Consider the following 17,112-nt stretch of genomic DNA (forward strand, 5'->3'; position numbering starts at 1 on the left):
TAAATCAGGCGACTACGAGAAGCCTTCTTATTCGCGTTCAACACCGGCCGCCGGAGTCAACGCTGTGTCGTTCGACCCGCGCTGGTAAGAAAGAGAAAGCTTCGGTAAGCCAAATAACAAAAAGCCGCGCGTCCCAGTGACAGCGCGGCTTTTTTACCGATGAACCGTGAAGTCCATCTATTACGGTCTATTACTTCTGGATCAGGTATTTATCGCGATCCTGGCCAGCGATCCAGCGCGGCGGCTTGCCACGGCCCGACCACGTGCTGCCGCTATCCGGATCGCGATACTTCGGCGCAACGCTTGCGCGCGAGCGGCTGGCAGCTTTTGCCGCCTTGCCAGCAGCGCGGCTGCCGCCGAGTTCTGCGATGGTAATGCCGTAATCGGCCATTTTCTGCTTGATTTCGTCGAGGACCTCGGCGTACTCGCGCTCCTTCGCCTCTTCAATCTGCTTTTCCAGCTTTTCTCGCTGAGCGAGGAGTTCCTTGTATGACGACATGAGTATTGGTGCCCTGGTGATGTTGATAATGGCTACCGATCTGATGCCAGTATGCCGATTGACAGTTGAATTGCCTCGGAAATTGGAGGCGAGATTAACACAGAATCGAATGCCGCGAAAAGCGCGCGGCAATAAAAATAATCAAAATATTTTACGAAACGTTTGCCGATGATTGGCACCACTTAGTTCAACGTTTGCTGGGCCACGGGAATGGTAAGAATCTTTCATTTCGTGCAAATCGGTATTTTTACTAAATGGGCCTTTTTACCGATAAATTCGCTTCTCATAAATGGCAGGACATGAACATTATCTGACGGAAAAGCGATAAACATTTCATCGCATGATAACTTCCGATGAATCCGGCTCAATATGCTGGAATGACGCGTCGCATCATTTCCCGTGGCGGCCTGATGCCGCCGGTATTTAGAGAAAATACTCAGATTGAATAGTGCGCAAGGCAATCAGCTAGCGCGGCATGCAAGGATGTCGTGTCGAGTTGCGGCGTCTCGAATACATGGCGGGTGCGCTGCCCGTCGATACGGAAATCGGCGCCATGGCGATCGACGCCTAGCAGTGCGAAACCGTCGCGCCGCGCGTGGTGATGGGTGGCGAACTGGATCAGCGCCTCTTCTTCGTCGGCGGGCAGCGGATCAAGCGTGTCGAGATCGGCGCCGTCGAGCCAGCCCATCGCGCCAAAGCCGCCGATATAGCGCAGCCGCTCGACATGCAGCGTCCAGAAGTCGAAATCGCCGAGCGCGAGATAACGCGCGGCGTCGGGGTGGTAGCGCAGATAACGGCGCGCGAGGGCCGACTCTGCTCCATCGCCCGACGGCTCGAACAGGCCGATCAGCGTCATGCGCGGTGCGCTCAGCACGTCTTCGCCGCTCGTTTGCGCCACCAGGAAACCCGCGCGCGGATCGCCCTGAAGATTGCGGGTGTGCTCGGCGAGGCGGCTCACGAGGATCACCGGACGATGGCGCGCATCGGTCGCGAACGGCAGCAGCGTCGGGTACGGGAAGCCGTGCGGTTCGCGCGCGTGCGTGGCCAGCGTGCCGGCGGGCGCCTGATGCAGCAGATGAAGCGGAGCTTGAGCGGGAATCTTCAAGGGATCGTCCTCGGTCGATGAAGTGGCAGCACTATTAAAGCAGGACGGCGCGCGCTTCAGCACGACCTGCGCACGTTCGCTAGAATCATCGCTGCCTTTCAGACGGCTTGTGCCTGCGCACGCTCACGTTCACGCAGCGCCGCCGTCCCTTCCAGTATGAGCGCCGGGCGTGAAGCCCCACCGCCCGCGCGCAACCTCTCTCGACGGGATTATCCGTGTCCGACCGCCTCACCGATCCGGCGCTTGCAGCGTCCTCCTCCACACCTGACGCGCCTGCCAGGCCCGCCACGCCTGCCGCCGCGCATCGCGCGCTGCCCGACGCCACGCGCCGCCGCGCGCGCTACGCCACCATGGCGCTGTTCTTCATCGCCGGGATGATGTACGCCTCCTGGGGCGTGCACGTGCCCACCGTGCGCGACAAGTTCCACCTGAGTGCCGCGATGCTCTCCTACGCGCTCTTTGCCGTCGCGGGCGGCTCGATCGCCGCGATGACGACGATCGGCGGCTGGATCGCGCGCGTCGGCTCGCGGCGCGCCTGCCTCGCGGGCGGCCTCACCATGTCCGTGTGCGGCGCGCTGATCCTCGTCGTGCCGTACTACTGGATGCTGCTCGTGGTGCTGGCCGTGTTCGGCATCGGCATGGCGACGCTCGACGTGTCGATGAACGCCGAAGCCAGCGCCGTCGAGGAAGCCATCGGCCGCCCGATCATGTCGGCGCTGCACGGCATGTTCAGCCTGGGCGGGATGGCGGGCGCGGCGATTGGCGGCGCGCTGCTCGCGCGCGGCATGGCGCCCGCGCTGCATCTGTTCCTGGCGTCGGCGCTCGCGGCGCTGGTGCTGTGGGTCGCGTGTCCCGCGGTGCTGCCCCATGTCCCGCACGCGGCGCACGGCGAGCACGCCAAGACCGGCAACCGCTGGCGCACGCCCGCGCTGTGGGCGCTGGGCGGCATCGCCCTGATCGCGCTGATCGCCGAAGGCGCGATGTACGACTGGGCCACGGTCTATATGCGCGACGTCGTGATCGCGACGCCCGCGCTCGCGAGCGCGGCCTACGCGGCGTTCTCGGGCGGCATGGCGCTCGCGCGCTTCGCGGGCGACGCCGTGCGCGCACGCTTCGGCGCGCCGCAACTCGTGCTCGCGAGCGCGTCGCTGGCGTGCGCGGGCATGATCGGCGCGCTGGTGCTGCCGTACTCGTTCACGGCGCTCACCGGCTTCACGCTGATGGGTCTCGGCCTCGCGAATATGATGCCGGTGCTGTTCGCCGCCGCCGCGCGCGTGAAGGGCATTCATGCCGCCGAAGGCCTCGCGCATGTCGCGGGCATTGCGTATTTCGGCTTGCTGTTCGGGCCGGTGGTGATCGGCGCGATCACGCAGGTGACGAACCTCACCGTGGGCCTTGCCGTCGTCGCGCTCTGCGCGGCGCTCGTGGCATTCGCAGGGCCGAAGGTTTTGCGGCGGCTGGGGATTTGAGCGCGGCCTGCGCGCCCCACCTCGCTAGCTTCGCCAAAAAACAAAAGCCCGCGGACTCACACCCGCGGGCTTTTTTGCATCGACGCCAGCCGGCCAGGCCGGGCGGCGTCGACTGCGCACTTACATCTTCACTACGTCGAGCAGCGACTTCTTGCCTGCCTTGTAGTTGTACAGCGAGATCACGCCGTGCTTGAGGTCGCCCTTCGAATCGAAGGTCGTCTCGCCGATCACACCCTTGTAGTCGGTGTTCGGCATGGCAGCGAGGATCTTGGCCGGATCGGTCGAGTTGGCGCGCTTCATCGCGTCGACGATGATGTACACCGCGTCATACGTGAACGGCGCGTAAATCTGGATCGGCTGGCCGAAGCGCTTCTCGTACTTCGCTTCGAACGCCTTGCCGCCCGCCATCTTTTCGAGCGCCATGCCAGCTTCCGAGCACACGATGTTGTCGGTTGCGTCGCCAGCCAGATCCGACAGCTTGTCGGTACAGACGCCGTCGCCTGCCAGCACCTTGGCGCGCAGGCCGAGCTGCTTGGCTTGCTTGGCGAACGGGCCGCCCGTGGCGTCCATGCCGCCGTACATGATCGCGTCGGGGTTTTCGCCCTTGATCTTCGTCAGAATTGCGCGGAAGTCGACAGCCTTGTCGTTGGTCGCGTCATGCGACAGCACGTTCATGCCGAGCGACTTGGCGGTCTTCTCGAATTCGTTCGCGAGGCCCTGGCCGTAAGCGGTCGAGTCGTCGACGATCGCGACGCTCTTCACCTTCATGCTCTTGGACGCGTAGTTCGCGAGCGCCGGGCCCTGCTGGGCGTCGGTCGCCACGACGCGATACGTCGTCTTGAAGCCTTGTTGCGTGTAGGCCGGGTTCGTGGCCGACGGCGAGATCTGCGTGATGCCTGCATCGCTATAGATCTTCGATGCCGGAATCGACGTGCCCGAGTTCAGGTGGCCGACCACGGCGACGACCTTGTCGTCGACGAGCTTCTGCGCGACCTGCGTGGCCGTACGCGGGTCAGCCGCGTCGTCCTGTGCGTCGAGCACGAGCGTGACCTTCTGGCCGTTGATCGTCAGGCCCTTCGCGTTGATCTCTTCGACTGCGAGACGCGCGCCGTTTTCGTTGTCCTTGCCGAGGTGAGCAATCCCGCCCGTCAGCGGCGCAACGTGGCCGATCTTGATCGTTTCGTCTGCGCTCGCCGCCGTTGCAAACGACGCGAACAGCACGACTGCCGCGCTAATCGGCAACAGCTTGTGAAGCTTGATATTCATGTAAGTCTCCAGTTTCGAACCCAAAAGCAACGTAATCGCCCTGTGCCCCCGCGCCCCGAACGTGTCGCTCCCCGTGCGGACGACCACGCAGGATGCATCCTTGATGCACCTGGCCAGCATGATTTCGAATGCCGTTCGTGACAGCGATCGAGCACCATACTTGCGCGCAAGTGTAGGTGATCAAATTAATTTGGGGGACTTTTTTCAGATATCGGGGCGAGTACCAATAGGCTTTCACCCGAGTACTTCGAAACCCTGATCAATTTCGGTGAAACCCTTACCCAGCAAGGCTCACCAAGGACGTTTGCAATCCTTTCGAAAGCTTTATCAAATTCTCGTCGGAATAATTTTCAGGATTTTTGGCGAGTTAAGCGCGAGTTATCCGAACTATTCCGGAAGCCCTGGAACGGGCTCGGCAACGTTTGCTTTTTTGAATGCGCAACGAATGTGTCAGGCGCATGAGAACCGGTAGATAAGTCCGCTTTAAAGTCAGACTTCGATTCACTGCCTGGCGCGTTCGTCGAGCGCGCCAGGGCGGCTCGGGTGTACGAGCCGATTCGACGTTTTCTTCTACTTCATCAAGCGTGAAAACTGCGCAACGCCGCGCGCCATTCGGCGTCGAGTTCAGCGACGAGTTGCGCGGCGTCGATGCCGCCTTCGCGCCCACGCGACAGCGGCGCGCCCTGCCCCGACCACAGCGACAGCCAGTCGCCGTCGTTCGCGCGCGACGCGTGCTGGCGCAATTCCTGGGTGAGCGCGTTTTGCACCGGATATGGCGCGACCGTATCGGCGTGCGCTTCGAGCTGCGCCATCAGCGGATTGCGGATCCCGCGCGCGTGGCGGCCCGTGATCGCGCGCGTGACTGAAGTGGACGTATCGGCGCTCGTGCGCAGACGCGCTTTCCAGTCGGCGGGAATCGCGCTTTGTGCGCAGCCGAGAAACGCCGTACCCATCTGCACGCCCTGCGCGCCCAGCGCAAGCGCGGCGGCGATGCCGCGGCCGTCCATGATGCCGCCCGCCGCCAGCACGGGCAGGCCGGTCGCGTCGGCGACCTGCGGCACCAGCGCCATCGTGCCGATCAACGCGTGCGCCACCTCGCCGATGAAGGTGCCGCGATGGCCGCCCGCTTCGGCGCCCTGCGCGACGATCGCATCCGCGCCCGCGTCGCGCCAGGCGAGCGCTTCGGCCACGTGGGTCGCCGTGCCGATCACGTAGCTGCGAGCCGCGTGCAGCCGCGCGACATCTTCCCTGGCGAGCAAGCCGAACGTGAAGCTCACGACCGGCACGCGCAGCTCGACGAGCGTATCGAGCTGTGCGCGGAAGTCGGGCGCATAGGCCGCAAGCGGCGCGCCGGGCGGCAAATCGAATTGCGCGCGCACCGGGTCGATGGCGCCGAGCGCGCGGCGCACGGTGGCGTCGTCGGGCTGCGCCGGATCGAGTACGAAAAGATTCACGCCGAACGGCTTATTCGTGAGGGCGCGGATCGCGGCGACTTCGCTGGCGATCTTTTCCGGCGCGAGCGCAGCGCCCGCGAGAAAGCCCAGGCCACCCGCGTTCGACACGGCGGACACGAGCGCGGGCGTGGTCGGCCCACCGGCCATCGGGCCTTGCACGAGCGGCAGACGCAGATCGAAGTGTCGGCTGAAAGGCGTGGAAAATGCGGAGGATGCTGAGGTCATGGCGATTTCCTGGCGGATCGGACAGTGCGCGAGACGTGAACGACACGAGATCTAAATATGATCAAAACCGCGAAGCCCGAATCAAGGTGAGAACGTGCCAACGACTCTAGCGAAGCCCTACTCGTACGAAAAATGAATAATCGAGATCGTTACGATCCGCTTGCGAGAACGAAGGCGCGAAGCGCCTACCGGAAGGACTCACTGCGGGCTGACACCCTGGTATGGCAAACTGGCTCCCCGTTTTGACAGCAACACCCTATTCGCGAAGAAGGAGAGCAACGTGAGCGTAACGACCAGGTGGATCGACATTCCGGCCGGCAAGGACAGCTTCGGCGCGTACCTCGCCCTGCCCAAGGGCGGCAAGGGCCCGGGCATCGTGATCCTGCAGGAAATCTTCGGCGTGAACGGCCATATCCGCGACGTCGTCGAGCAGTACGCGCTGGACGGTTTTGTGGCGATCGCGCCGGACATCTTCTGGCGCAGCGCGCCGCGCGTGGAGCTGGAATACACGGGCGCAGACCGCGACCGCGGTATCGAACTGATGAAACAGCTCGACTTCAATAACGTCGTCGCGGACATCGCCGCCACGGCCGACACGCTGCGCAAGCTGCCCGAGTGCACGGGCCAGGTCGCCGCCATCGGCTATTGCCTGGGCGGGCGTCTCGCGTACATGGCGGCGGGCAGCGGCTCGGTCGATGCGGCGGTTTCGTACTACGGCGGCGGCATTCACACGCAGCTCGATCTCGCCGAGAAGATCAAGCAGCCGATCCTGTTCCACTACGGCGAACTCGATCACGGCATTCCGCTCGACGCGGTCGGCCAGGTCAAGGAGCGCTTCGCGGGCCGCGACAACGCCGAGGTCTATATCTATCCGGGCGCCGATCACGGCTTCAACTGCTCGGTGCGCGCGTCGTACAACCAGAACGCGTCGGCGCTCGCGCATGGCCGCACGCTCGCGTTCCTCGCCGAGCATCTGTAAATCGCGCGTGGGTTTGCGTCGGCCCATCAATCGAACCGTCGACCAACCCCAACACTAGCGCCTGAAAAACGGCCATTGCGGCAGAATCGCTGCGATGGCCGTTTTCTTTTGCCGGCCGACACCATCCTGAGAGGAGTGTGCGACTTGCGGTCAGACTACCTGGAATACGACGCCATCGGCCTCGCCGATCTCGTGCAGCGCCGCGAGGTGAGCGCACGCGAACTGCTAGACGATGCGATCGCGCGCGCCGAAGCGACCAACCCCGCCATCAACGCGGTCGTGCTCAAGGACTACGACGCCGCGCGCAAGCGCGCGCTGCGTATCGAGGCGGGCGGCGACGGCTTCGAGGCGCTCGCGCAAGGGCCGCTCGCGGGCGTGCCGTTTCTCGTCAAGGATCTGGGCGCGGCGGTCGCGGGCCTGCGCATGACGTTCGGCAGCCGCCACTATCGCCATTACGTGCCGAGCGTCGATGCCCCCGTGATCGAGCGCATTCGCGCGGCGGGCCTCAATATCTTCGGCAAGACCAGCGCGCCGGAACTCGGCCAGATGCCGTACACGGAACCGGAACTGTTCGGCGCGTGCCGCAATCCGTGGAGTCTCGATCACACGCCGGGCGGCTCCAGCGGCGGCGCGGGCGCAGCGGTCGCGGCGGGCATCGTGCCGCTCGCCCATGCGTCGGACGGCGGCGGCTCGATCCGCATTCCCGCGTCGTGCTGCGGACTGTTTGGCCTCAAGCCCACGCGCGGCAAGCAGCCGCCGTCCAATGTGCCGCCCGCGCCTGGCGCGCTGGGCGTCGATCTTGCCGTGTCGCGCAGCGTGCGTGACAGCGCGCTGATGCTCGACCTGTTCGCGGGCGATCCGGCGCTCGCGCCGGGCGCGCCCGGCACGTATCTCGCGGCGGCGCGCGAACCGCTCGACGGCGGCAAGCCGCTCTCGATCGCCTATATCGACGATCCGCTGTTCGCCGATGCGCTTTCGCCCGATGTGCGCAGCGCGCTCGACGATGCCGCTGCGCTGCTGAATTCGCTTGGGCACAACGTGGAGCCGGTGAAACTCGGCATCGATTTTTCGGCGGCGCGCGAGGCGTTTTTGATGTTGTGGTCGGTGGTCGCCGATCAATACGTGCTCAACGCCGACACCATCACGGGCAACAAGCCGCGCCGCCAGGACTTTGAAATCGCCACGTGGGCGATGGCGCATATCGGTCGCAAGCTCGGCGAGCGCGAACTGCCTGCCGCGCTCGACGTGCAGCAGCGCATCACGGCGCAGCTCGCCGACCTGATGACGCGTTTCGATGTGATTCTGTGCGCGACGCTCGCGGGGCCGCCGGTGAAAATCGGCGAACTCAAGCCGACGCAGGCGGAGCGCATGCAGATGCGCGCCGTGACGGCCATGCCGGTGGAAGCGCTGATGAGAAAGCTGCTGGCCGAAGCCTCGAACAAGGCGTTCGCGTGGGCGGGATGCACCGAGCTGTTCAACCTGACCGGGCAACCGGCGATGACGGTGCCGCTCGTGTGGAATGCGCGCGGCCTGCCGATTGGCGTGCAGTTCGCGGCGCGTGAGGGCAATGATGCGTTGCTGCTGCGCCTCGCTGCGCAGCTGGAAGCGGCGCGCCCGTGGTTCGACAGGCGTCCGCCGCTTCTGATGGCGCGCGTGTGAGGTGAAACCACGCGCCGTGCGCTAAAGCCTGCGGCTTAGGCCTTCTTGTTATAGGCGCTGCACCAGCCCTTGCCTGCGACCTGCTTGCCGCCGAACATCGGGCACGGCGCGAATGCGTCGGTGGCCTTGCCCTGATAGAACGTGCAGTTGCTGCAATCCTGGCCGGCGGCGTATTTGGCGAACTTGGCCTTGTCGACCTTGCTGGCGTCGAGCTTGTAGCCGAGCGCCTGCGAGGTGGGATCCGCTTCGGTTGCCTTCGGCGCGTCGGCGAAAGCCTGGCGCGACAGCGCAACGGTCGTGGCGACGCCAAGGCTCGTGATCAGAAAGCTGCGGCGGGACGATTTCATGGGACGTACTCCAGTATTGTGGGCACACCGTTCTGACGACGGCGTGGCGTGAAGGATAGCAACGCAGCCACGGCGCGTGCGCCCGAAATTCCGGAGATAAGGGAAGCGCATCTTGCGAAAGATGCGCTTTAAGCGGGGAAAAATGGGGTCGGCCGCGGCCAGCGCGGCGGATTGACGCAAGGCCGCCCGGGCCTTGCTACAGACGCGTCACGCGCTGCCCGACATCTCGCACACGCGCTGCGCGATCGCCAGCGACGCGGTCAGCCCAGGCGACTCGATCCCGAACAGGTTCACGAGCCCGCGCACGCCATGCGCGGCGCTGCCCTGGATCACGAAATCGGCGGCAGGCTCGCCCGGGCCCGAGAGCTTCGGCCGGATGCCCGCATAGGCCGGTTGCAGCGCGCCATCGGCGAGACCCGGCCAGTAGCTGCGGATCTGCGCGTAGAAGCTTTCGGCGCGGCGCGCGTCGACGTCGTAATCGATCGACTTGATCCATTCGACGTCGGGGCCGAAGCGCGCCTGGCCCCCTAGGTCGAGCGTGAGGTGCACGCCCAGCCCGGCTTCGTTCGGCATGGGATAAATGAGCCGCGAAAACGGCACGCGCCCCGACACGCTGAAGTAGTTGCCGCGCGCGAGATAGAGCGGCGGAATGTGGCGCGGATCGAGCCCGCGAATGCGTTTGGCGAGCGCCGTCGCATGCAGGCCCGCGCTGTTGATGAGGCACGATGCGCGCAGTTCGGCAGGCGCGTCGCCGCCCGTGCGAATCAGGAAGCCGTTGGCCGTCGCGTCGATCGATTCGACCGGCGACTTGAGCGCGACCACTGCGCCGTCGCGTTCGGCGTCGCCTTGCAGGGCCAGCATCAGCTGATGACTGTCGACGATCCCCGTCTGCGGCGAATACACCGCCGCCACGCATTCAAGCGCCGGTTCGAGCGACAGCGCTTCGCTGGCACTGATGCGCGTGAGGTCGAACACGCCGTTTTCCTTGCCGCGCGCGAGGATCGCATCGAGCTGCGCAACCTGCGCGGGCGCGGTCGCCACCAGCAGCTTGCCGCAGCGCGCGTGCGCCACGTTGCGCGAGGCACAGTACTCGTAGAGCATCTCGCGCCCGCGCACGCACAGCGTCGCCTTGAGCGAGCCGCGCGGGTAATACAGGCCCGCGTGGATGACTTCGCTATTGCGTGAGCTGGTGCTGGTGCCGATGGCATCGGCGGCCTCCAGCACGATCACTTCGCGTCCCCGCGCGGCCAGCGCGCGCGCCACGGCCAGGCCGACCACGCCCGCGCCGATCACCACACATTCGATCTGATCCATGTTGCTGCGCCCGCCTCCGGCGAATGCGGCGGCGCTGCATGGGTTCTGCGCGCCGCCTGCGTCTATGCGTTGGGCGCGGCGCTGTGCATCGAATCGTGCATCGGCTCAGCGCCGCCTTCCGAAAATTGTACGCCGTGGACGGCGACGCATCAGAAGGCGCAACGCACGCGAAGGCGCGCTGGCGAACACGCCGGATCGTGCCGCAATGCGAATCGGTTATTCCGGCGAGTCAACGCTCAGCGCGAGCGCGGCATGGCGACCTGCACGCGCGGCACCGTGTAGCCGCCGGTCGCAAACTGTTGCGGGTAATCGGGCGAGTTCGGGTTCTGCATTTCGCCGTTGGCGCGCGCCTGGGCGAGTTCGGCCTTCACTTCGGCGCGGGTCTTCGCCACATTCGACGAGGCAAAAGCGGGCGCAGCGGCGAAAGCAGTAGCAGCGGCAAAAACGAGCGCAGCGAGGGTGGTGGTCTTTTTCAAGGCGAATCCTTTAGCGTTGACTGGCCATAGCCAGCGGTGAACTTTCGACAATCGGCGCGAGCAAATCTGGCCATTCGTACCGGCATTCGCGCTTGGGAGGGGTATCGCAATGAGTTCAGTGTAAACACGTACTATCGATAAACCATCCTAATAAATGACAAGTCACCGTTGCAATTGGAATAACAATGCGATTGTTCAGTCGGATAAAAATGCACCATCGTTGCGCATGCATTGCAAATGTCGATATGCGCACTGATTGAAGCGCGGGCGCGTCGTCCCCATCTGCAATGAACTGTTGCGGTTCGGCAATTGCGAACCCGGTATAGGATCGATGGTCATAAACCGACACGGCTGCCCGATGCGGCACGTGTGCATGGAGCTTGCATATGACGTTGTGGAACCCGCTGAAGCTTTACCTCGCCGCCGCGCTATGCGCCGCCGCCGGCCTGCTGGGCGCGAACGCGCAGGCCCAGAGTGCGCCGGCCGCACCGGCGTCGGCGCCTAATGGCTTCGCCGATGCCGCCGCCAGCGCGGCGCTCGCGAAAACAGCCTCGCAGGCCGCGGCGCAACCGGCGCCGGCAAGCGCCCCGGTCACGCCTGGCGGCACGCCGCCCACCGTGCAGTGGACGCTGCAGGTGATGCGTGACGGCCAGCAGATCGATACGTTCGAAGGCACCACCACCGTCGGCCAGGCCCGCACGGACACGCATCACAAGGTCGTCACGCACAACGTCGGCTGCAAGGATCAGCCGGCGGGCAGCATCGACCTGCAACGCACCATTACCGTGTCGCCCTTGCAGGCCAACGCCAGCGCGGCGCTGCTGCAGATCGAAGCCCAGGAAACACTCGAAAACCCGGCCGCGCCCAAGACCACCGACGGCTGCAAGCTGCCGCCGCAGCCGCGCCAGATCGGCGCGAGCCATCCGGGCTTGAGCGTGCCAGCGGGCCAGTGGGTGAACTGGACGATCGTGGACAAGGATCCGACGATCGTCTATCGCGTGCGCGCCAGCCTTGCGCCGCCGTCGGCGCAGCCTTGATGGGCGCGCCGCAATGCACGCCGATGTCCGCTCAAAACCGTCGTAAGAACCTGTCGTAACCCGCATGCGAAATTTCGAACAACCTCTGATCGACGTGGATCCGGCTCATGCCGGGGACTTCGTCGCGGTGAGCTGGAACCTGCACAAGGGCCGCTCGCCGCTTGGCTTTCAGGCCTGGGAAGCGATGCGCCGCTGGGTGCAGTCCACCCACGCCGATGCCTGGTTTCTCCAGGAAGCGATGGCGCGGCGCCTGCCGCAACCTTTGCTGTCCTCCACGTTTGGCGCGCCGCTCGGCGATCCGCTCGAAGACGTCTGGCAGTGCCAGGCGAGCGAAATCGCCCACGCGCTCGACTTGCAGATCGCCCTCGGGCCGAACGTGTTCAAGCCGTCGTGGCGGCACGGCAATGCGATCCTCTCCCCGCATCCCCTCGATCTGGGGGGACGCTGGGATATCTCGGCGCACCGCTTCGAGCGGCGCGGGCTGCTGGTTGCGCGCGCCAACGTCGGCGGCCATTCGGTCACCCTGTTGTGTGCGCACCTTGCGCTCACGCGCAGCGCGCGCATGCGTCAGATGAACTGGATCGCGCACTGGATCGCCAAGGAAGCGCCCGACGGCCCGCTCGTGCTCGCGGGCGACTTCAACGACTGGCGCAACGATTCGGTGCCGCTGTTCGCGGAGCACGGCATGCAGGAAGTGGCGACGCTGCTGGGCGAGCCCGCGCGCACGTTCCCGGCGTTCTCGCCTGCGCTGGCGCTCGACAAGATGTTCGTGCGCGGCATCAAGCCGATCGAGCTGATCCAGCCCGCGCAGGAAACGGCCTGGCTGTCCGATCACCTGCCCTATATGGCGCGGCTGCGCATCGAATGACGTTGCGGCGCGCTCTCGCGGCGCGGCGTTGATGCGCGCGTGCAACGCCGCAGAAAACATCGGCAGGACACCGATGTAACCGCGCTACCATGACGCGTCGCGCGCCTTGAACGGCGCGCTTTTCCTTGCCGCCCGCACTCGCCCCCCCCGCTCCCTTGGCCGCCATGCACCATCTCGCCACGCTGCTCCAGATCGCCGTCGTCTATCTGTTCGCGCTCATCAGTCCCGGCCCGAACTTCTTCATGGTGACGCAGCTATCGCTCGCGGGCCGGCGCGGCCTGGGCATTGCCTCAGCGTTTGGCGTCGGCGCGGGATCGACGCTCTGGGCGGCGCTCGCCATGCTCGGCTTCGCGGCGGTGCTGCAGAAAATCGACTGGCTTTATCAGGGTGTGCGCGTTGCGGGCGCGCTGTATCTCTTGTGGTTCGGCTTGAAACTGCTGCGCTCGGGCGTGCGCAAGCCCCCAGTCGAAGCGAATCCCGCAGAAGCCGCGCCGGTCGCGCCGCTGCCGCCGCCCGACCGGCGCACGTGGTTTCGCACCTGGCGCGCGGGCTTTCTCACCTGCCTGACCAACCCGAAGTCCTGCGTGTTCTGGACCAGCGTGTTCGCGGCCGTGTTTCCCGCCCATCCGCCCACCTGGTTCTACGGCGCGGCGCTCGCACTCGTGGCGTCGATGTCGTTCGGCTGGCACGCGAGCCTCGCGCTGCTGTTCGCCGATCACCGCACGCAGCGCGGCTACAAGCGCCTGCGCCGCCCCATCGACGCGTTCTGCGGCACGGCGCTGATCGGCCTCGCGGCGAAGCTGGCCGCCGATCGCTGACGGCCCTGCTGCTGCACGACAGTCGTCGTTGCAGCCGCGAAAAATGCGCTAAAACGCCGCGTAATGCACGGCGCAACACGCACTGAAGCGACGCTGTAGTGGCTTCGCCAGCAGGGTCTATGCTGCGGCCTGACAGACGTTCCGGTATCATCTAGCTCGAACAATCGCCGGTGTGCATCGTTATTCGGGTATCGATCCGCTAATGAACGCACGCCGATTGCGGCCAGCGCGCCCGCCACGGCGCCGCCTCCCAGCCGATGCCAGCGATCCCCGTCACGCTCCGCGTGCGGGTGCCAGCAGAACGCCTCGCCAGCGACGTGAACCCGGCGTGGATCTCTTCCCCTTTCGACGCGGCGGCGCCCACGAGGCGCGCACGCGGTAAAATGGCGGATTGCGCCTCGTACGCCATCGCGAGGCTGGCCGGCGACCCATGGGGCAACAGTGGGCGTTCGCGGCTTGCCACGGGCGCACTGCGGCATTGCGCGGTGCACACCGCGCGCCGCGCATCGTCAAGACCGCGTCCGTCATGCCTTGCATGCGGCCGGAAGGAACGCCCGTTTGGCGGACCTTGTTTCGCACCTTCAGGAACCATGAGCAAATTCACCGAAGAAACCGTTCTGAGCGTCCACCACTGGACCGACACGCTTTTTAGCTTCACGTGCACGCGCGACCAGGCCCTGCGTTTCGACAACGGCCAGTTCACCATGGTCGGCCTCGAAGTGGACGGCAAGCCGCTGATGCGCGCGTACTCGCTCGCGAGCGCGAACTACGAAGAGCATCTCGAATTCCTGAGCATCAAGGTGCCGGACGGCCCGCTCACGTCGCGCCTGCAGCATTTGAAGGTCGGCGACAAGGTTCTGATCGGCAAGAAGCCGGTCGGCACGCTGGTCGCGGACAACCTGCTGCCCGGCAAGGTGCTGTGGATGCTGTCGACCGGCACGGGCCTCGCCCCGTTCATGTCGATCATCAAGGATCCGGACATTTACGACCGCTTCGACAAGATCGTGCTGACGCACACCTGCCGTTTCGTCGATGAACTCGCGTACAAGGAATTCATCACCGAAGAGCTGCGCGAACACGAGTACCTCGGCGAGATCGTGCGTGAGAAGCTGGTCTACTACCCGACCGTCACGCGCGAAGTGTTCGACAACCGCGGCCGCATCACCGAACTGATCGACACCGGCAAGCTGTTCACGGATCTCGACCTGCCCGGCTTCACGCCCGAGCGCGACCGCATCATGCTGTGCGGCAGCACGCACATGCTGCGCGACACCGTCGAGCTGCTCGAAAAGGCCGGCCTCAAGGAAGGCAGCAACAACGAGCCGGGTCACTACGTGATCGAAAAGGCTTTCGTCGGCTAATACGACGAGTCTGGGCTAAGTTCAGCCCACAGTCTTACAGACTGTTTTCGGTTCACGCCGACCCCAAAACCGGAGCCATGCGCTCCGGTTTTTTTTCGCGGCTTGCGCGCCACACCGGGGCGTGAAATGATGCACAGCGGTTACATTTTTCGCGGAATTCGCGTAAGTTCCGTGTCAGAGTTTTTCCTACAAATACGCGAAGAGCCGACTTCATGCAGGCTCTCAGCGTTGTGTCGCTAAGCCTTGTCCTGACTGAAGGTTTCCCCTTTTTGGGATATTATCGCGACGCAACATAGACCAAACCGGTACGTCTGGTGGTATCAGTGCCAGGTTGTTACCGTATGTAAATTTCGTTACGCTGCGCAGTGCCTTAAAACCCGCATCGGCGCCCGCCGTGCCGGTGTTGGCGGCCTACGCGGAAGAATCAGCAAGGAATCGGTTCCTTAATGGAATTCACGGGGGATTGATGGATACGTCCAATTACGCCGCGTTTGACGCGCGCCCGCCTCGCGCGGACGTGTCCGGCCCGCTCGCCGCGCATGCGGACGGCGGCCACTCTTTCCTCGCCGACGCCGAAGGAGCGCGTGCGGCGCTCGACGCCATCGCACGCGTGCAGCGGCAGATCGTCGCGGCAGGCGCCGCCCGTGTGCACGCCGACGAAGCCGCTCGCCGCCGTCTCGCGCGCGAGCTGCACGACAGCGTGGGCGCCGAACTCGCCGCTACCCGCTTCGCGCTGGCAAACGTTCAAACGTGGCTGCCCGCCGATGCCTCGCCGCAATGCACCCAGGCGTTCGAACTGGTGGTGCGCTCGCTCGACGCCGCCGCCGAGGCCGTGCGCCACGTGCTCGACGGCCTGCATGCTCCGGAACTCGACGAAGGCCTGGCCACGGCGCTGGCGAACTGGACGCGTGGCTTTGGCGCGCGCACGGGTCTCGCAGCGACGTTCAGCGCCCGCCCTTCCGTCGAGCACGGCGGCAAAGGCTTCAGCGCAGCCGATACGCAGCGGCTCGAAAACCTGCCCGCCGAAGCCGCGCTCGCGATCTTCCGCGTGGCGCAGGAAGCGCTCACTAACGTCGCACGCCACGCCCATGCGTCGCGCGTCGAAGTGCGCCTTGCCTGCACGCCCTACGCGCTGGTGCTGAGCGTGATCGACGACGGCGTGGGCCTGTCGCGCGAAGCCGCGCGGCGCGCCAAGAAGCAGAGCGGCCAGCGCGACGAGCTTACGCAACCTTCGTCGGAAGACGGCATCAACCGTCGCGGCGCCTACGGCATCGCGGGCATGCGCGAGCGCTGCGCGGCCTTTGGCGGCGCGCTGCGCGCCACGGCCAACCCGCTCGCCGCCGATGCGGCTCCCGAAGCACGCGAGCGCCCCGGCACGACCGTGGAGGCGCGCTTCTTCTGGGACACGCTGCTCTCGCGCACGCCCGGCGCCGACCTCGTTCCGAATCACGTCAAAGGCATTCACTCATGACCCTGCGCATCCTGCTCGTCGACGATCACGCCGTGGTGCGCCAGGGCGTGCGCCAGCTGCTGCTCGACCGCGGCATCGCCAGCGAAGTGATCGAGGCGCAAACCGGCGCGGAAGCGCTCACCGCCATCGCCAAACACGCCTGCGACGTGGTGCTGCTCGACATCTCGCTGCCCGACATGAGCGGCATCGAAGTGCTCAAGCGCGCCAAGAAAAAGGCGCCGCGCCTGCCGGTGCTGATGTTCTCGATGTATCGCGAAGACCAGTACGCCGTGCGCGCGCTCAAGGCGGGCGCGTCGGGCTATCTGTCGAAGACGGTGGACGCCGCGCAGATGACCGCCGCAATCCAGCAGGTCGCAAGCGGGCGCAAGTACGTGAGCCCCGCCATGGCCGAGGCGCTTGCCGACTACGTGCTGATCGACGGCGAGCAACTGCCGCACGAGAAGCTCTCCGACCGCGAATACCAGACGCTGTGCATGCTGGCCTCGGGCAAGCGCCTGACCGATATCGCGCATACGCTGTCGCTGTCGGTGAAGACGGTGAGCGTGTACCGCACGCGCCTGCTCGAAAAAATGAAGCTCGCGAACAACGCCGAGCTGACGTTCTACGTCATGAGCAACCAGCTCATCGACCTGTCTCCCGCGCCAGCGGTCTGAGCGCGCCGACGCGGGACGCAGCAGCCAGCGACGTTAGGGCCGCCTTCGCCACTTAAAGCGGCCTTCTCGCCATAAGCCCTTGATGCGGAAATGAATTTCGCCGTTTGAGAC

General features: G+C 65.2%; 16 protein-coding genes. 9 read left to right on the plus strand and 7 right to left on the minus strand.

Going from position 1 to position 17,112, the window contains the following annotated elements; all coding sequences use genetic code 11:
- Positions 1-190 precede the first annotated feature (190 nt).
- Together BBA01S_RS07090 and BBA01S_RS07095 are read right to left on the minus strand one after the other, a co-directional pair.
- Positions 191-499 carry an H-NS histone family protein gene (locus tag BBA01S_RS07090; protein ID WP_027815814.1) on the minus strand — a complete coding sequence of 103 codons (309 nt, stop codon included), beginning with the start codon at positions 497-499 and terminating at the stop codon, positions 191-193.
- 436 nt (positions 500-935) lie between these two features.
- Positions 936-1,604, minus strand: a complete 669-nt coding sequence (locus BBA01S_RS07095; protein ID WP_027815815.1) for a HugZ family pyridoxamine 5'-phosphate oxidase — start codon at positions 1,602-1,604, stop codon at positions 936-938.
- 311 nt (positions 1,605-1,915) lie between these two features.
- On the opposite strand from BBA01S_RS07095, the gene BBA01S_RS07100 reads away from it, so the two are divergent.
- Positions 1,916-3,073: an MFS transporter gene (locus BBA01S_RS07100; protein WP_042296442.1), complete on the plus strand. Its 1,158-nt coding sequence runs from the start codon at positions 1,916-1,918 to the stop codon at positions 3,071-3,073.
- Positions 3,074-3,193: 120 nt separating this feature from the next.
- On the opposite strand, the gene BBA01S_RS07105 is transcribed toward BBA01S_RS07100, so the two are convergent.
- Both BBA01S_RS07105 and BBA01S_RS07110 read right to left on the minus strand, forming a co-directional pair.
- Positions 3,194-4,339, minus strand: coding sequence for a branched-chain amino acid ABC transporter substrate-binding protein (locus tag BBA01S_RS07105; RefSeq protein ID WP_027815817.1), 1,146 nt, complete (start codon positions 4,337-4,339; stop codon positions 3,194-3,196).
- 578 nt (positions 4,340-4,917) lie between these two features.
- Positions 4,918-6,018 carry an NAD(P)H-dependent flavin oxidoreductase gene (locus tag BBA01S_RS07110; RefSeq protein WP_027815818.1) on the minus strand — a complete coding sequence of 367 codons (1,101 nt, stop codon included), beginning with the start codon at positions 6,016-6,018 and terminating at the stop codon, positions 4,918-4,920.
- Positions 6,019-6,298: 280 nt separating this feature from the next.
- Between BBA01S_RS07110 and BBA01S_RS07115 the strand changes: the two genes are divergently transcribed.
- Both BBA01S_RS07115 and BBA01S_RS07120 read left to right on the plus strand, forming a co-directional pair.
- On the plus strand, positions 6,299-6,997 hold the full coding sequence (locus BBA01S_RS07115; protein WP_027815819.1) for a dienelactone hydrolase family protein: 699 nt from the start codon (positions 6,299-6,301) through the stop codon (positions 6,995-6,997).
- 144 nt (positions 6,998-7,141) lie between these two features.
- Positions 7,142-8,656: an amidase gene (locus tag BBA01S_RS07120; protein ID WP_027815820.1), complete on the plus strand. Its 1,515-nt coding sequence runs from the start codon at positions 7,142-7,144 to the stop codon at positions 8,654-8,656.
- 35 nt (positions 8,657-8,691) lie between these two features.
- Here the strand turns inward: BBA01S_RS07120 and BBA01S_RS07125 are convergent, their stop codons facing one another.
- From BBA01S_RS07125 to BBA01S_RS07135, 3 genes are all read right to left on the minus strand, one after another.
- Positions 8,692-9,003, minus strand: a complete 312-nt coding sequence (locus BBA01S_RS07125; protein WP_027815821.1) for a high-potential iron-sulfur protein — start codon at positions 9,001-9,003, stop codon at positions 8,692-8,694.
- Between the two features lie 207 nt (positions 9,004-9,210).
- Entirely contained in the window at positions 9,211-10,317 is a 1,107-nt protein-coding gene (locus BBA01S_RS07130; protein WP_027815822.1) for an NAD(P)/FAD-dependent oxidoreductase, read from the minus strand.
- Positions 10,318-10,553: 236 nt separating this feature from the next.
- Positions 10,554-10,793 carry a DUF4148 domain-containing protein gene (locus BBA01S_RS07135; protein ID WP_027815823.1) on the minus strand — a complete coding sequence of 80 codons (240 nt, stop codon included), beginning with the start codon at positions 10,791-10,793 and terminating at the stop codon, positions 10,554-10,556.
- 449 nt (positions 10,794-11,242) lie between these two features.
- On the opposite strand from BBA01S_RS07135, the gene BBA01S_RS45770 reads away from it, so the two are divergent.
- The 6 genes from BBA01S_RS45770 to rqpR all read left to right on the plus strand — a co-directional run bounded on the left by BBA01S_RS45770 (position 11,243) and on the right by rqpR (position 17,001).
- Positions 11,243-11,830 (plus strand): hypothetical protein, encoded by a 588-nt coding sequence (locus BBA01S_RS45770; RefSeq protein WP_407668298.1) that lies wholly within the window; start codon positions 11,243-11,245, stop codon positions 11,828-11,830.
- Positions 11,831-11,894: 64 nt separating this feature from the next.
- Positions 11,895-12,698, plus strand: a complete 804-nt coding sequence (locus BBA01S_RS07145; protein ID WP_027815824.1) for an endonuclease/exonuclease/phosphatase family protein — start codon at positions 11,895-11,897, stop codon at positions 12,696-12,698.
- A 164-nt stretch (positions 12,699-12,862) separates the two neighbouring features.
- Complete coding sequence (locus BBA01S_RS07150; protein WP_027815825.1) at positions 12,863-13,516, plus strand: LysE family translocator; 654 nt, start codon at positions 12,863-12,865, stop codon at positions 13,514-13,516.
- Between the two features lie 590 nt (positions 13,517-14,106).
- Positions 14,107-14,877, plus strand: a complete 771-nt coding sequence (locus tag BBA01S_RS07160; protein ID WP_027815827.1) for a ferredoxin--NADP reductase — start codon at positions 14,107-14,109, stop codon at positions 14,875-14,877.
- A 466-nt stretch (positions 14,878-15,343) separates the two neighbouring features.
- Positions 15,344-16,348 carry a sensor histidine kinase gene (locus BBA01S_RS40410; protein WP_052391694.1) on the plus strand — a complete coding sequence of 335 codons (1,005 nt, stop codon included), beginning with the start codon at positions 15,344-15,346 and terminating at the stop codon, positions 16,346-16,348.
- Complete coding sequence (gene rqpR / locus BBA01S_RS07170; RefSeq protein WP_027815828.1) at positions 16,345-17,001, plus strand: response regulator transcription factor RqpR; 657 nt, start codon at positions 16,345-16,347, stop codon at positions 16,999-17,001. The genes BBA01S_RS40410 and rqpR overlap by 4 nt, the downstream gene beginning before the upstream one ends.
- The last annotated feature ends 111 nt before the right edge of the window (positions 17,002-17,112 follow it).

Origin of the sequence: Paraburkholderia bannensis NBRC 103871 (assembly GCF_000685015.1) — a bacterium.
GTDB lineage: Bacteria > Pseudomonadota > Gammaproteobacteria > Burkholderiales > Burkholderiaceae > Paraburkholderia > Paraburkholderia bannensis.

What these genes read in the sequence shown, in the direction of transcription:
- BBA01S_RS07110 (WP_027815818.1), bottom strand. Translation starts at nt 6,018, where the DNA reads ATGACCTCAGCATCCTCCGCATTTTCCACGCCTTTCAGCCGACACTTC.
- BBA01S_RS07160 (WP_027815827.1), top strand. Translation starts at nt 14,107, where the DNA reads ATGAGCAAATTCACCGAAGAAACCGTTCTGAGCGTCCACCACTGGACC.
- BBA01S_RS07145 (WP_027815824.1), top strand. Translation starts at nt 11,895, where the DNA reads ATGCGAAATTTCGAACAACCTCTGATCGACGTGGATCCGGCTCATGCC.
- BBA01S_RS07130 (WP_027815822.1), bottom strand. Translation starts at nt 10,317, where the DNA reads ATGGATCAGATCGAATGTGTGGTGATCGGCGCGGGCGTGGTCGGCCTG.
- BBA01S_RS40410 (WP_052391694.1), top strand. Translation starts at nt 15,344, where the DNA reads ATGGATACGTCCAATTACGCCGCGTTTGACGCGCGCCCGCCTCGCGCG.
- BBA01S_RS07150 (WP_027815825.1), top strand. Translation starts at nt 12,863, where the DNA reads ATGCACCATCTCGCCACGCTGCTCCAGATCGCCGTCGTCTATCTGTTC.
- BBA01S_RS07090 (WP_027815814.1), bottom strand. Translation starts at nt 499, where the DNA reads ATGTCGTCATACAAGGAACTCCTCGCTCAGCGAGAAAAGCTGGAAAAG.
- rqpR (WP_027815828.1), top strand. Translation starts at nt 16,345, where the DNA reads ATGACCCTGCGCATCCTGCTCGTCGACGATCACGCCGTGGTGCGCCAG.
- BBA01S_RS07125 (WP_027815821.1), bottom strand. Translation starts at nt 9,003, where the DNA reads ATGAAATCGTCCCGCCGCAGCTTTCTGATCACGAGCCTTGGCGTCGCC.
- BBA01S_RS07105 (WP_027815817.1), bottom strand. Translation starts at nt 4,339, where the DNA reads ATGAATATCAAGCTTCACAAGCTGTTGCCGATTAGCGCGGCAGTCGTG.